The sequence below is a fragment of the Ornithinimicrobium murale genome, from assembly GCF_003352835.1.
Classification (GTDB): domain Bacteria; phylum Actinomycetota; class Actinomycetes; order Actinomycetales; family Dermatophilaceae; genus Ornithinicoccus; species Ornithinicoccus muralis.
In genome coordinates this window covers 65,058-78,549 of sequence record NZ_QLVD01000032.1, presented here as the reverse complement: position 1 = coordinate 78,549, position 13,492 = coordinate 65,058, and the positions used below count along the sequence as shown (strand labels likewise).

Here is a 13,492-nt window from a genome sequence, read left to right as displayed (position 1 = left end):
CCTCCGTGATGGGTTCGCCAATCTGGTCGTCCGTGCCTGTGGCCGTTCCCTCGGCCGCGCTGGGCGCGGGAAACGAGCTTGAAGTGGACTCATTGGTGCTTGTGGTCGATTTCGGGCCACCCGTTGCGCGAGGCCCGATCACCTGCGTCGCATCAGGGGTCGCAGCAGGGCCCGCAGTACCGGAGTGTGGTGCGGCACCACCAGTCGCAGGAACGTCACTACACGCCGTTAGCGCGCCGAGGACCATCACGCCCGCTACTGCTAGGTGCACGGGTAGCGCTCGGAATGTGGTGCCCTGTTTCGCGTGGTCATTCATAGTCCGACGTCCTCTCAGGCTCTGATGATGGCGGTCATGGACATGGCCCGTGAGGTCGGAGCATTGGTCTCGGCGACCAGACCCCCATACGGACCGATCGGGGCCGACTCCGCCACCAACAACGAACTCACCCGACCACCACCAGTCCCGACCTGCGTGGACAGCACCGTCGGTCCCGTTGGCGGTATCCACTCCGTCGTCGACCCGCCACGGTCCGACCAGTACGTCAATCCCACCCGGTCCTCTCCCGTGACCTGCACCACCGGCGAGACATGCGTAGCGGTATTGCGGACGACGTCAACAGCGACCACCTCGACGGCCTCACCCGCCGCACCCCGATAAACCACAACCGTCAAGTCCCACTTGGTCACACTCGACCCGGTGAAAGTGACAGCCTGACCCGACTCGCTCCCGTCGGCCACACGCGAGAACAACCTGGTCGACATCGGAGACAGGACGGTCTCCTCCTCCATCACCCACGGCACCACACCACTGGTCGCCACCGCCTCGTCATCACTGGCCGTCAGGAAAGCCAAGATGGCATCACCGGCCTCAATCCCATCCGGGAGCTGAAGCGACACCCCAGTCGCATGGCCCTGAGTAGCAGCCACGGCCACTACCTCCGGCTCACCCGGGGACACCTCGTCATTAACCATGACCTGCGTGCTAGCCGTGTCAGAGGCACCGGCATCGTCCACCACAGTCAACGCCACAGTGAACTCACCAGACGCGGCGAACTCATGACTAACCACGGCTCCGACAGCCGTCCCACCGTCACCAAAGTCCCAACTATAGGACTCAACAGACCCATCACCATCGGACGACAACGACCCATCGAACTCACACAACAACTGAGCACACGACACATCCATCGCCGCAACCGGCGCCTCATTGCCGACGACCACCTGAAGGGTCTCGCTCACTGTGTCGGTGGCACCGTCATTGTCGATCACAGTCAGAGACACTGTCTGCGAACCAGCCTCAGCGAACTCGTGGCTCACGAGTGGACCGGTTGCGGTCGAACCGTCACCAAAGTCCCAACTGTAGGACTCAACGGTCCCGTCACTATCCGACGACAACGACCCATCGAACTCACACACCAACTGAGCACACGACACATCCATCGCCGCGTCGGGAGCGACATTGCCGGCCTCCACCACCAGTTCCTGCGTCGCCGTGTGGGTCGCAGAATCGTTATCGGTCACGGTCAGTGCGACGCTGAATGTGCCGGACTGTGCGTACTCGTGCTCCGACGTGACGCCACTTCCCGACGCACCGTCGCCGAAGTCCCACTCGTAGGACGTGATCGTCCCGTCACTGTCACTCGACCCTGAGCCGTCGAAGAAGCAGGTCAGCTCATCGCATGAGGTGTTCACTACTGCCAACGGTGCGACATTCTCCGTCTGCACGGACACGACCTGTGATGTGGCACCGGTGGCACCGTCGTCATCGGTCACGGCTAAGGTCACGGTGAACTCACCGACCTCGGTGTACTCGTGGCTGACCACGGGCCCGGTAGTCGTCGCCCCGTCCCCGAAGTCCCAGCTGTAGGACTCGACCGTTCCGTCGGTATCGCTGGAGGCAGAACCGTCGAATGAGCACACCAGCCCGGTGCAATCACTGATGATGCTCGCCGTTGGTTCCTCGTTGGATCCCGAAGGGGGTGGCCCCGCAGCTAGGAAGAGCGCTGCAGTGCGCCAGTCCATGCCGTCAATTGCTGGTCCACTGACGGCGCTTGCCGCACCTTGCGGTTCCCCGTCAGCCCACGAGATGCGCGAGAGGTTCCCCGTCACCGAGTTGCTGAAGTAGAGATATCCTCCGGCAGGGTCGAAGAACAGCTCACCAACGTTGGCCTGGTCGAATCCCGGAACCGTGCGGGTCGTCTCCCGCAGAATCCCACTGTCCGCGAGGAACCCTCGAGCAAACAGCGAGCTAGACCCGGCGCGGGTGTAGTACAACTGGTGGTCCTGATAGGCTAGGCCCCGCACCGTGGGGATCTGGCCGTAGAAACTCGGCTGGACGCCACCATAGGTAGAACTCCCCGAACCTGTTGGGTAGTCAGCCCAGTACGGGTCGTTGTAGGGATCTATCGCCGTAGCCGGGCCGAAAGTCTCACCGTCGAACGTGCGCCGCCAGAACTGGCGATCGTCGGTGACGTAGAACAGCTCACCGTCGATCATCTCGGCTCCGCGCACAGTGGACCAGTCGATGTCGTTCGGCGGGGCTTGGCCCGGGGAAATGTCCACCGCGCCGCCTGTGAACCACACGTGCTGGAGACCAGGGTCCTCGGGCTCTGGTGCTGGCTCGTCGGACTGCATCACGATCTCTATCCCGTCAATGAGGGGATTCTCGACCTCGTGCAGGAACTGGATGTCCACGGCTCCGTCCGACGTGATGTCGAACTCCTGGACCGTACCCGTGTCGTGCCCGACATCGGCAGCGATGTCGTAGTCGTCCAGCACTGTCGTGCCATCGAGGACCACATCGAACACGCGCTGACCAGGTTGACTCGTCCCTGAGTAGCGGTTGGCCAGGTACAGCCGCACGGTGATCTCCTCGCCGCTGGGGACGGGGAACGACCAGGACATCTCCCCACCATCAAGGCGGATGCCAGGGTCCCAGCGCTCAGAGTCAAAGAGCGCGGCAGGAGTCGTAGGAGGAACGTCGGAGGTCACACTCGGCACAGGTGTCCAGGTCGCGGCGTTGCTGCCGCTGTTTCGCCATGGGCTGTCCGCTGCCTCGTCCCCGGCCCAGGCCGGTCCCTGGTCAAGTGCTGGCAACTCGGGCCCAGCCGCATTCACCCGGAAGAGCACGTCTTCCTGGACGAGGGGTGGCAGGCCGATGTAGTACACGTTGCTCGGCAACTCGCCGGTGTTCCCAGATCCCAGGTCGTAGCCACCGTCGGTGGGGAAGAACGCCAAGCGCGCACGCCGGTAGTCGAACTTGCCCACCCACAGAGTGTCGCTACCCATCCACAACCCCGCCTCTGTGGAGGTAAATGCCTCCGCGCCGACGCCTCGCGGGTGTCGTGCCGGGTTCCACGAGAGAGGAACGCCGCTGGCCCCGTCCAGCCCTGTGAGGCCTGGCCTCGGGACAGATCCAATCGCCGGGAAGTCACGGCCGTTCATGTTGTTGCCCCAGCGCTGATGACCACCAGCGTAGACAGCGGTCCCGCTCGTTGTGACCCCAAGGATGGAGTCTCCACCACTCTCATCGACCCAGGTCGGTTGGACATCGTCTCCGGAGTCATCCACATCCCACCGCGCAACTGTGTCGCACAAGGTTCCGGGGTTGCCGCCACCGGTTGTCCCCACCGCGAAGTACTCTCCGTCGGGAGACGCAGCCAGATCACGCATGTAGGTGTCGAAGGCCCACGAGTAGCAGCCAGGTTCGTACCTCCTCGTACGCCAGTCGGGGCGAACCTCCGCTGTGGGCCCGGTGAGGTCGATCAAGGTCATCTGCCGACGGTCCAGACCGTCCGCCTTCCGGAAGTTCCCAATGACCGCCAGGGTTGTCCCTGCCGGATCGACCGCCACTGACATCGCACCAACGCCCGCTCGGGCACCGTCTGACCCCTCCGTCCAGTTGTGGTTTTCGGTGAGTTGCACACTCAAAAAGTCGAGCCGCGCCCCCGACGCCGCGTTGAGGGCGACGAGCCCTCCGTGCTCCTCCCCACCGACCTCCCGGAACAACCCCCCGACATACAGGGTGTCTCCCGACAGTGCCAGGTCCCTGACCTGCCCGTTCATGGCGGGCGCCGCGAAAGAGGACACGATGGATCCATTGCTCACGTTGAGCAGGAACACCTTCCCGCTCTCCCCGTTGATACCTGGGAACGTTCCGCCGACGTAGACCGTCCCGCTCGTAGGACCAGGAATGATCGCGTTCACCCGACCGCTGGGAATGCTCGGGTTGAAACCACTGCGTATGGACCCCTCCGTGGCGTCGAAGGCAAAGATCCGCTGTCGGTCCTGCGTAGTTCCACCCCAGGTCTGCGACACGCTAGTGAATGAACCGCCCGCCACCATGGTGTCGCCGGCCTGGGCGATGGCCAGAACCTTGCCGTCCAGGACTTGCGGTGTCCACGCCACGGGGACTGCCGAGACCACTCCAGCATGCTGGGCCCCGACGGTCTCGGCCCTGGGTGTGATCCCGGTCGTGGTGACAGTCGGTGGTGGAGCGGCCGAGGCCGGGAGCCCCAATCCGACAGCTGTCGCCAGTGCGGTCACGGCAACCAGCAGAACACGTGGCATACGGAACATAGCGGACATCTGGCTCTCCCTCGAGCGCGGAGACCGACCCTGAGTGGGTCGACAGTGGCGAGTATGCCGCTCCTGACGCGATTCCGCTAGACCTACAGTAGACTTTTTATTTACTTGGCCTTGACTGATTCGAGAGTTGTTGCTTACTGGCGCCTCCACTCTCGCCGCTGGGCCCGCCCCCTGGAGCCTTGGGCCGCAAGGGCCACTCGTGCTTTCCGAGCACACCCCCGTAGAAGGCGGGCTTGCCATGTATCCTCCGCACAGCACCCCACGCGACCGGCCCCAGAACCAACATCCCTCCACCGATCAGTCCAACCGCGACCGGCGGCACGCCCACCATCGCCAGGCCAGTCAGGCTCAGCACGATCGCGATGCCCCTGCGGATGACGCCGGGAGGGACCCAGCTCGCCAGGCGGGCACCCAGATAGGTGCCGGGAACGCCGCCGATCACGAGGGGGATCAGGATCGACCAGGTGACACCAGTGACGATCACGTGGCTCACCGCGGCTGCGACGACAAGCGGGATCGCCTGGAGCAGGTCTGTCCCGACCAGCCGCACCGCAGTGAGAGTCGGATACAGCAGCAGCAAACTCACCATGATCAAGGACCCCGCACCGACGCTGGTGATCCCCACGAGCAGTCCGCCAAGCATGCCCACCAGCAGTGTCGCCACCGGCCGCAGTCTGGGGTTGGGGTCGGTGCCGGGCGGTCGCGAGCCACGCAACTCGAAGTAGACCCGCGAGATGAAGGTCACCGCTGTGAGCAGCAGGGCGATGCCAATGGCTAGCTTCACAAACTGCTGCTGACTCTCGCCCGCTCCAACTCGATCGATGATGAAGGCTCCGGCAAAGGCGAAGGGCACCGATCCGACAATCAGCAGCAGCGCGAGCCTGACATTGGGCGAGCCGTGCTTCCAGTGCACGGCGGCCCCCACCGATTTGTTCACAGCCGCTGCCACCAGGTCGTTGGCCACGGCTGCCGTGGGCGGGATCCCGAGGAAGATGAGAGCCGGCGTCATGAGTGCCCCGCCACCCATGCCGGTCAGCCCCACCACGATCCCTACGGCGAAGCTGACAGCAAGCAGCGCGATCGCATCCTGGGTCAGCAGGTCCACGGGCCCACCGGCACTCTTTGAGGACAGATCACCCGGTGCAGTCTGCCAGTTCACGGGCAGGCAAGGGAAGAGTAAAGTCGAGTCAATCTGCCGCAAACCACAAGACGCCCCCGGCATCCCGGGGGCGTCTTGCTTTTGGTCTGTCTCAACACAGAAGCGCGCCCGGCAGGATTCGAACCTGCAACCTTCTGATCCGTAGATCTCAGCCCGGGAGCCAGACGCCGCCCCGGCACGCCTACAGGCGACGTCAACTTTCACCACATGCTAGCAGGTCAAATCCTCTTCCCGCCCGACGACTGCCCCAGGCGGGCCCAGTCGCCCCCAGTCCCCCAGACCGATGAATCAACAGAGTAGTTGGACGTTTTTGAGCCGAGGCCAACCAACTGTCACTGGTTGACCTTCACGGGGCATCAGGAAGCGACGACCACCGGTACGTGGGTAGGCGAAGCTTCAGAGGGCCTCACCTCACCTGCCCGGGAATCCCCCGGTGCTGTTCACCCGGGCCGGGTGCGGCGAGGTCGGCCAGGGCCGGTCCAATAGGTCACCTGGCTTGACTCACGTTAGGGACTGCGGCGCGCTATCCAGGCAGATCCAAATGTTGAGCGACCAGCGGCATGTGCGGACGCAGCGACGGCTCCAGTACGGTCCCAGGGTGAACATCACGATCCGTGGCTACCGCCCGGGGGATGCTGAGGCAACGTGGCGAGCCTTCCATGAAGCAATCCATCGCACCGCTGCCTCGTACTACAGCGAGGAGCAGATGAAGGCGTGGGCTCCGGGCGTGATGGATGCTCAGGGGTGGAACGCCAGGCGCACTCAGGCCTGGACTGTCGTGGCCGACGTCGACGGTGAAGTCGCAGGCTTCAGTGATCTCACGGCGGACGGGCTACTGGACATGCTCTTTGTCCACCCGGAGTTCGGACGTCGGGGCGTGGGGCGACTGCTGGTCGAAGCAGTCCTCAAGGAAGCGCAACGCCGTGGGCTCAACGAGGTGCGAACGCACGCGAGTAGGGCGGCCCGCCCAGCTTTCGAGCGGCTCGGCTTCATCGTGGATCACGAGAATGAAGACAACTGGATTCGGGGGCAGAAAGTGCCGAACTTCGACATGTACGTCGCTCTCGCGCCGTAGAGCTACGCCAAGGAACAACTCGGCACGTCGCAGATTCGCCGCCTCAGACACCACCATGAGCCATCGGCGGCAAAGTCGGACTAGCGTAGCCGTCATCCACGCGGCAGATGAGGTCATGTTTGGCGTGGACGAGGTTGCGCGAATCAGCTTGGGTAGGGCGAGAGGATCCTGCTCTCGCGGAAGGCCTGCGCGACTCGGTCCGGCCCCCACGAGATGAGGCTAGGCAGGTCGTGACCCGCGGCGAGTAGCTCGTGCACCACTTGATCACCAACCCAGTACCCGGCCCTGCTCGGCCACGGATGCTCGTCGGTCACACCGCACAGTGAGTATGCGATGGCAGCATCGGCCCTGGTGAGGTTGGGAACGAGCGTCGCAGCGAGAGTGGGGAGCGCTGCTTGGCACTCCTGCACCCACCGCCTATCAGGGACAAACAAGTATGCGATGTCTGGGTGTCCAGGTCGTAGCTGTCGGGTGGCCGCTACCGCGAGGCCTTCGAGCCAGACGCGCATGCCGACATGGTCCTCCAAGGCGGGTTGGGTCACGAGGAGGGGAAGAAGCGCGCGGACATGCACCACGTGGATGAGCTCGTGGAGCACAAGGAGTGCGTCCCGCTCGGGATCCGGCAGCATCTCCAGCGCCACGAACAGCACGGGAGTTCCGTGAATGATCTTTACCCACGCGTCGGAGTGACCAGTCCCGACCATGAGCACTACGTCGAGGCTTTGTTCGGCACGCATCAGGCCGCGAGCCACGAAGTCCTCGGCGGCAGCGTTCAGAGCCTTGAACACGCGTGATTCACGCTCGACGACGCCAGGGGCGAGGTCGGGGACCAGCGCTGCGGCCGCTTCTCGGCCACTGCGGTGCCCATATCCGGAGTAGTAGGTCTCGAAGATGTCAGCATGAGCCGCTTCGTACTGGCTCACCCAGGCCTTTACGCGCTCTGCCGGACCCAGATTCCTCAGGTGCACGTAGGCGGGCACGGTGCTCGTGACATTCAGCATGCGGGCAGCCTAGGCAGGTCACGCCGAATACCGCCGGTGCCCGCCGCGCCTCCGGCCGTCCGGGAGGGAGGGATGAACACATGGAACCGCCCCACTCACCGCTGGCGGCGTGGTCGGACGCTACGCGCCCACAGCGGCAGAAGAGGATGTCAAGTTGGGCGACTGAATCGGTCGCCTGGGGGCGTTGTGTGGTCTTGTGTCGCTGCTGTGATGGCTAGGAGGACTGGGAGCAGGGCAACCAGGTAGCGGGGTCGGGCTTCGAAGAGGGTGAGGTAGCCGGTGAGTCCGATGAGGGTGAGGGACCAGGTGGTGACGAGCCAGTGGTAGGGCATGACCAGCAGGCGCATACCGGTGATGGCGAGTAGGGCGAGCCAGATGCCTTGGGTAATGCTCGCCTTGGTCCCGTAGTGCTCGCCGGAGGCGACCGTCCAGGTTGACAGTTCATTCAGGAGCGCTTTGTTGTGGGTCGGCTCTTGGCGACTGTCGGAACCCTCGCCGGATGCCCAGAAGGTGCCATCACCCCAGACCCAGGCAACCTTCTGGGAGAAGAAGACGAGGTTGTCCCTGACGCTGCGGCTGGTGATCTGATCCCGGACTCGTTCCCGGAGCATGTCCTGTTGCCGCTGCGGTTCGGAGAGTGCGGCCGTGGCCTCGATGAGTTGTTGGTTGTAGGCGCCGTAACGGCGCACCGGCGACGACTCTTGTGAGTCGTAGGTGCCAGAAGCCAGCCAGAGCTCGACGGGAAACGGATGGCGCACGTCCTGGAGCCGTTCACTGGTCAAGCCGGTCGCGTGCTGGGATGCCAGGTTGATGCCGGTGAGCGTCGCGGTGACGAGGACGGCACCCAGCCCGAGTGCGAGTACGACTTTGCGGGCCAGCCGCCAGGAACGGGCCGTCATCATCACGATCAGGAGCATGAGGGCGACAGCGATGAGCGCGACGGCGATATAGGGCTTGAGGATCATCCCGACCGTCAGGGCTACCGTCGTGGCGGCTGCCCACATCATGCGCCGCCCCGGCGAGGCTGCCAGGGAGGCGCACGTCATCGTGGTCACCGCGACAGCGACACAGGCAGCGCCGGGAATGTCGGTGTAGGGGACAGCGACTTGGGGCGAGAGCCCGATCAGCACCGCACCGACCGCCTGCACTGGCAGGATGCGTCTCGGGTGGCCCAGCAGCAGCACGGTCGAGCCGAGACAGGCGAGGAGCAGGCCGACGAGGAGGACCTGGAGGAGGACCAGAGTGGTCACTGCAGACAGACCAAGCAGTGCGCCGGCCCGGATGGCAGTCACCTCTAGGAACAGGAGTGGGACGTTGTTGGGGAACCGGGCGAAGTAGTCAAGCAGGTGGGCGCTGAGCGTGTCCCCGGTATGCACCATCACAGCGGCCTGTGTCACCGCGCCGGCATCCCAACCGAAGGAGATGGTGGCTGAGGCTGCGTATATCCCGCTCAGGACCATCCCAACCGCTGTGCCCGCAGCCACAGCACCACGCGGATAGGACTGGGACCAGTGAGCAGCCGGGAAGCTTCCGCCCCGCCTGGCCACCAGGAGAACCGCCAGGGTCACCGCCGCTGAGATCAGGACAACTGGACGGTCGAAGACGAACCACGAGTTGCGCGGAGTCAGCACCGCCACCACGACGACGCAGCAGAGGCCGAGGCCGAATGCGACCTGAATTGAGCGTCCGGCCCGTCGTGGTGGCCGACAGATAGAGACGATGCCCCAGCCGCTAGTGGCTTCTAGTCCTGCAGGCTGGGCTCGGGGCACAACTCCACGGCGGCCGGGTCATCGATGGTCTGGTACGGCGTCCACCGCAGGGTCTCCGGTTCCGTCAGGGCGGCGTCGTACGTCTTGGTGAACTCAGTCTCGGAGACCGCCGGGGCCGGGTCGTACCCGTGGCCATGCAGGCACTGGGCGGCGTCGAGGTTCAGCGCATACAACTGCGAAATCTGCTCCGTGCCCAGAGGCTCCACCTCCGGGAAACCAGCCTGAGCGCTGCACAAGCGCATCTGACGATGGGTCTGGTCCACTCCGCCCGGGCTGTCTCCGGCAACCGGGCCGATCTGTGCAGAACCGTCTGCGAACCGCTCGATCGGGACCCCTCGGGACTCCATGCAGTCGTACTGACGCTCTTGGGCGGCTTGACCGGCCCGCTGGATCGCCGTGCTCGCTTCACTCATGCCCGTGTCCGGGCCGTCCTCCACCCCGTAGGTCTCTTCCGCTGCCGGGACTGAGACACCGGCCGGGGTGAGGTCCGATGCCGGTCCGGGAAGGACATCCACCACCCAGAGGCCCGCCGCGGCGACCCCTACGATGCCGGTCGTGGCCACCAGTGCCTCTCCCAGGCGTCGACGTCGACGGGCCCGGTGCGCGGTGGTCAGCACGGCTGTCAGGTCGACCGCCAGGTCCGGATGCTGCCGCGCGGTGTGCAGCGCGTTGGCGAGTCGTTGTTCCTGGTCAGTGTTCATGAGCGAGTTCCTGTTCTGCGATGTGGTGGCGCAGGGCGGCTAGACCGCGGGAGGCGTTGCTCTTCACGGCCCCGCGGCCGATGCCCAGCTCGTGGGCGACCTGTTGCTCGGACAGGTCGCAGTAGTAGCGCAGGACCACGACACGTCGTTGCTGTGGGGGAAGGTGCCGCAGCGCGGTCACCAACGCCTGAGTCTCGGCGAACCTGCCGATGTCATCACTCGGGGTCTGCCGGTCGAAGTCGGTCACCTCGTCAACGAGCACCTCGGCGCCGTGTCGGCGCCACTGGTCGATGTTCTCGTTGACCATGACGCGGCGGACGTAGCCGATGGCACTGCCCGGCGTGATCCGGGACCAGGTCAGGTATGTCTTGACCAGCGAGGCCTGCACCAGGTCATTGGCCCGATGCGCGTCCCCGGTCAGATACCACGCGATACGAAGCAACTCAGGGGACGCCTGATGGACGAAGTCCGAGAACTCCGCATCCCGCCTGGCCTTGCTCGGCACCCGGACCTCCCTAGTCGGATCGTGAACATCATCGTCCTACGCCCCTCCTACGCAGGCTGCCCCGAAAAGGTTGCATCCATGAACTCGAAACTGCCGGGACGCGGAAGGCGACACCACGTCCATCAGACTCGAGCAAGCCTTCCCGCCAACTTCCGGCTCTCGGCGTGACCGGATCACCTACATATCCCCGATGACAGTGTCCGCTCATCGGCATGAGGGTGAAACAGCGAGCCTTGCGCAGCGCACCGGCGAGGATCTGCCCCTCGCTTCGATCGGACCGCCACGCGCGACGACGTCGCATCGACCAACGCCTATGCCACATAGAAGTGGACGTTGTGGCAAGTTCGCTGCATCTCGACATCTCGACATCTCGACGGCAACCGACCAGCTCGAAAACATAACACAGTGTTGTTTTTTACATAACGTGAAGGGATGTTACATGGCAGGTGCCGCTGCGCAAGATTGGCTGCATCTCGACAAATCTCGACAACTCGCGAGTGTCGAGATGCAGCCAAGGTTGCACGGTCGCGTGCCGGCTACCTTGCATGATCATCCCACTTTCGTGGGGTCGTGCAAGACCCGTGTTGCCCTTCTCTACTGCTCTCCCGCGCCCATCACTGACTGAGTCTTCGACGCTCATCCCGGCCCTTGCGCACCTGCAGGCACCGGAGTGAGGCGTCGACCCGGCGAGCGGCAAGAGCCGGATGAAGCGGCTCGAATGCCGTGAAGGCGGACCCAGCCACGCAGCCTTCCTGTCCATCGGTTGCGCCCCTGGCCGCTCAGCAGGGCCGCCGGCTCGTCAAGACGCGGAGCGTGCGGCCAGCCAAACAGACTTGGCCCGATGGCGTTTGACCGCGCCAGCGAACAGGGCCAGAGCAGGCGCCAGAAGGAGAACGGCAGCCACGGTGGCCGCTCCGTGCACCGAGGTGAAAAGTGCAACCAGGACGGCGACGATGCCGGTGAAGGCCACCCACACGGGGACAGAGAGGACTACCAACGCGACGCTCAGGGGACGCAGTGAGGGAAGTGGTCGAACCACGAGCACTGTCCCAGCAACCAGAGCGATCACACCGGCCGTCCACAGCCACCACGCGGCCTGCCAACGTGCCGGATCCTCCAACATGCCACACGGCGCGATCTGGCAGGCGCCGGTCACGAACAGTTCCGGTTGAGGGGGCGCCCACAAACTCGCGGCCGCCATCATCACGAGCCCGGCAGGCATCAAGAGACGGGGAAGATGCTTCGGACGCATGGGGGACAGTCTGGCCCACCCATCACCGTCAGCACCACCGCGTCCGTTAGCAGTAGCGCTGCAAAGGTCTTCTTACTGTGTGAGCAAGTTGCAGTTATGCGACATACGGATGGCAGTTATGCAAAGTTCGCGGCATCTCGACAGGAGGGGCGCTCACCTCGCCGTCACGCCAATGCTCTGGCAACGAGGGAGGGACAGGCGAGGCCGCCGACCAAGAGAACGTAGTTGCTCGAGGGCTCTCTGGACTGCTCGAATGAGCGGATGCTGCCCGACGTGATGCCCACGCTGACCGGTGACCGAGTCACCTTGCGCCCCTTCCTCGACACTGACGTAGCCCTCGTGCAGTCCGTTGCGGACGATCCCTTGATTCCGCTCATCACCACCGTGCCCGCCTCTGGGACGACTGAGGACGCCGCCGCCTACATCGCTCGGCAGCACGATCGGATCCGCAGCGGATCGGGCTACTCGTTCGCCATCGCCGAGAACGACCATGGTCAGCCAGTCGGCCAGATCGGCCTTTGGTTGGCCAACATCGACGACGGTCGGGCCAGCACCGGCTATTGGGTGTCACCCCAGTTTCGTCGGCGCGGTCTTGTGCGTGCTGCGCTGCACTTGCTCTCGGACTGGGCGCTGTCGCTGGGCGAGGTAGAGCGTTTGGAGCTCTACGTCGAGCCGTGGAACGAGGGTTCCTGGCGTGCGGCCGGGGCGTGCGGCTTCGAGCGCGAAGGGCTCCTTCGCTCGTGGCAGCGCGTAGGAACCGAGCGCAGGGACATGTTCATGTACAGCCGGCTCCCGATCGCTTGATCCCTATTGCGCCCCTTGCCGGGCAATCCTTCCTGCATCTCGACCGCTCGGCTCTTCTCTAGATGCCGACGGTCCCGTCGATCGCTTCGCGGATCAGATCGGCGTGTCCTAGGTGCCGCCCGTACTCCTGGACCAGGTGAAGCAGGATCCACCGCAGGGAGCATGGTTCGTCGTAGGGCGTGTCCTGGGACAGGGCATCCAGAGTCGAGGCCTTCGACACCACCAACTCGGTGACACGTTGGGACTCGTCGAGCCAGGTGAACAACCGCTCTGGTGAGTCTGCTCCGGCAGTCCTGAAAGTCCACCCCTCGCTCTCTCCCTCGTGCTGGCTCTTCCAGCTGGGTGACTCGATCCCGCCGGCGAACGTCAGATTCACCCAGGCGGCCTCTACCACGGCCAAGTGCTTGAGCAGTCCGCCGAGCGACAGCTCGCTGGGCGCGTGCTGGTACGCAAGCTGCGAAGGGGTCAATCCTGAGCACTTCCAACGAAGCGTGTCCCGCTGGAAGGCCAGCATCCCCAATAGCATCAACTTCTCATCGGCCACCATTGGTGTCTGGGCGCGGTCAGCGGGATCAACGATCGTCGTCACCCCTCAACCGTATGCGGGAGGACCCGTCCGCACTGAGATCCCGCGCCACC

10 protein-coding genes and 1 tRNA gene are annotated in these 13,492 nt (G+C 64.5%); 2 read left to right on the top strand and 9 right to left on the bottom strand.

Translation table 11 applies throughout. The annotated features are described in order from the left end of the window. Nucleotides 1–330 precede the first annotated feature (330 nt). The 3 genes from DPQ65_RS14465 to DPQ65_RS15795 all read right to left on the bottom strand — a co-directional run bounded on the left by DPQ65_RS14465 (nucleotide 331) and on the right by DPQ65_RS15795 (nucleotide 5,936). Entirely contained in the window at nucleotides 331–4,587 is a 4,257-nt protein-coding gene (locus DPQ65_RS14465; protein ID WP_162802272.1) for a PKD domain-containing protein, read from the bottom strand. Between the two features lie 97 nt (nucleotides 4,588–4,684). Next, nucleotides 4,685–5,692, bottom strand: coding sequence for a sulfite exporter TauE/SafE family protein (locus DPQ65_RS14460; RefSeq protein ID WP_238146881.1), 1,008 nt, complete (start codon nucleotides 5,690–5,692; stop codon nucleotides 4,685–4,687). A gap of 157 nt (nucleotides 5,693–5,849) precedes the next feature. After that, nucleotides 5,850–5,936, bottom strand: a tRNA-OTHER gene (locus DPQ65_RS15795). A gap of 408 nt (nucleotides 5,937–6,344) precedes the next feature. Here DPQ65_RS15795 and DPQ65_RS14455 point away from each other — a divergent pair. Continuing rightward, nucleotides 6,345–6,821, top strand: a complete 477-nt coding sequence (locus DPQ65_RS14455) for a GNAT family N-acetyltransferase (protein ID WP_162802271.1) — start codon at nucleotides 6,345–6,347, stop codon at nucleotides 6,819–6,821. Nucleotides 6,822–6,964: 143 nt separating this feature from the next. On the opposite strand, the gene DPQ65_RS14450 is transcribed toward DPQ65_RS14455, so the two are convergent. From DPQ65_RS14450 to DPQ65_RS14430, 5 genes are all read right to left on the bottom strand, one after another. Further along, the gene (locus DPQ65_RS14450; protein ID WP_162802270.1) at nucleotides 6,965–7,801 is read right to left on the bottom strand and encodes a DUF2268 domain-containing putative Zn-dependent protease; all 837 of its coding nucleotides are present in this window, start codon (nucleotides 7,799–7,801) and stop codon (nucleotides 6,965–6,967) included. A gap of 170 nt (nucleotides 7,802–7,971) precedes the next feature. Then, on the bottom strand, nucleotides 7,972–9,219 hold the full coding sequence (locus tag DPQ65_RS14445; protein WP_162802269.1) for a hypothetical protein: 1,248 nt from the start codon (nucleotides 9,217–9,219) through the stop codon (nucleotides 7,972–7,974). A 344-nt stretch (nucleotides 9,220–9,563) separates the two neighbouring features. After that, on the bottom strand, nucleotides 9,564–10,292 hold the full coding sequence (locus DPQ65_RS14440) for a hypothetical protein (RefSeq protein ID WP_114908053.1): 729 nt from the start codon (nucleotides 10,290–10,292) through the stop codon (nucleotides 9,564–9,566). Beyond that, nucleotides 10,282–10,797: a SigE family RNA polymerase sigma factor gene (locus DPQ65_RS14435; RefSeq protein ID WP_114908052.1), complete on the bottom strand. Its 516-nt coding sequence runs from the start codon at nucleotides 10,795–10,797 to the stop codon at nucleotides 10,282–10,284. Before DPQ65_RS14435 ends, DPQ65_RS14440 begins: the two co-directional genes overlap by 11 nt. 799 nt (nucleotides 10,798–11,596) lie before the next feature. Continuing rightward, nucleotides 11,597–12,049, bottom strand: coding sequence for a hypothetical protein (locus tag DPQ65_RS14430; RefSeq protein WP_114908051.1), 453 nt, complete (start codon nucleotides 12,047–12,049; stop codon nucleotides 11,597–11,599). Nucleotides 12,050–12,310: 261 nt separating this feature from the next. Between DPQ65_RS14430 and DPQ65_RS14425 the strand changes: the two genes are divergently transcribed. Then, nucleotides 12,311–12,853: a GNAT family N-acetyltransferase gene (locus tag DPQ65_RS14425; RefSeq protein WP_114908050.1), complete on the top strand. Its 543-nt coding sequence runs from the start codon at nucleotides 12,311–12,313 to the stop codon at nucleotides 12,851–12,853. A gap of 58 nt (nucleotides 12,854–12,911) precedes the next feature. On the opposite strand, the gene DPQ65_RS14420 is transcribed toward DPQ65_RS14425, so the two are convergent. Continuing rightward, nucleotides 12,912–13,442: a DinB family protein gene (locus DPQ65_RS14420; RefSeq protein ID WP_162802268.1), complete on the bottom strand. Its 531-nt coding sequence runs from the start codon at nucleotides 13,440–13,442 to the stop codon at nucleotides 12,912–12,914. Between the last annotated feature and the right edge of the window lie 50 nt (nucleotides 13,443–13,492).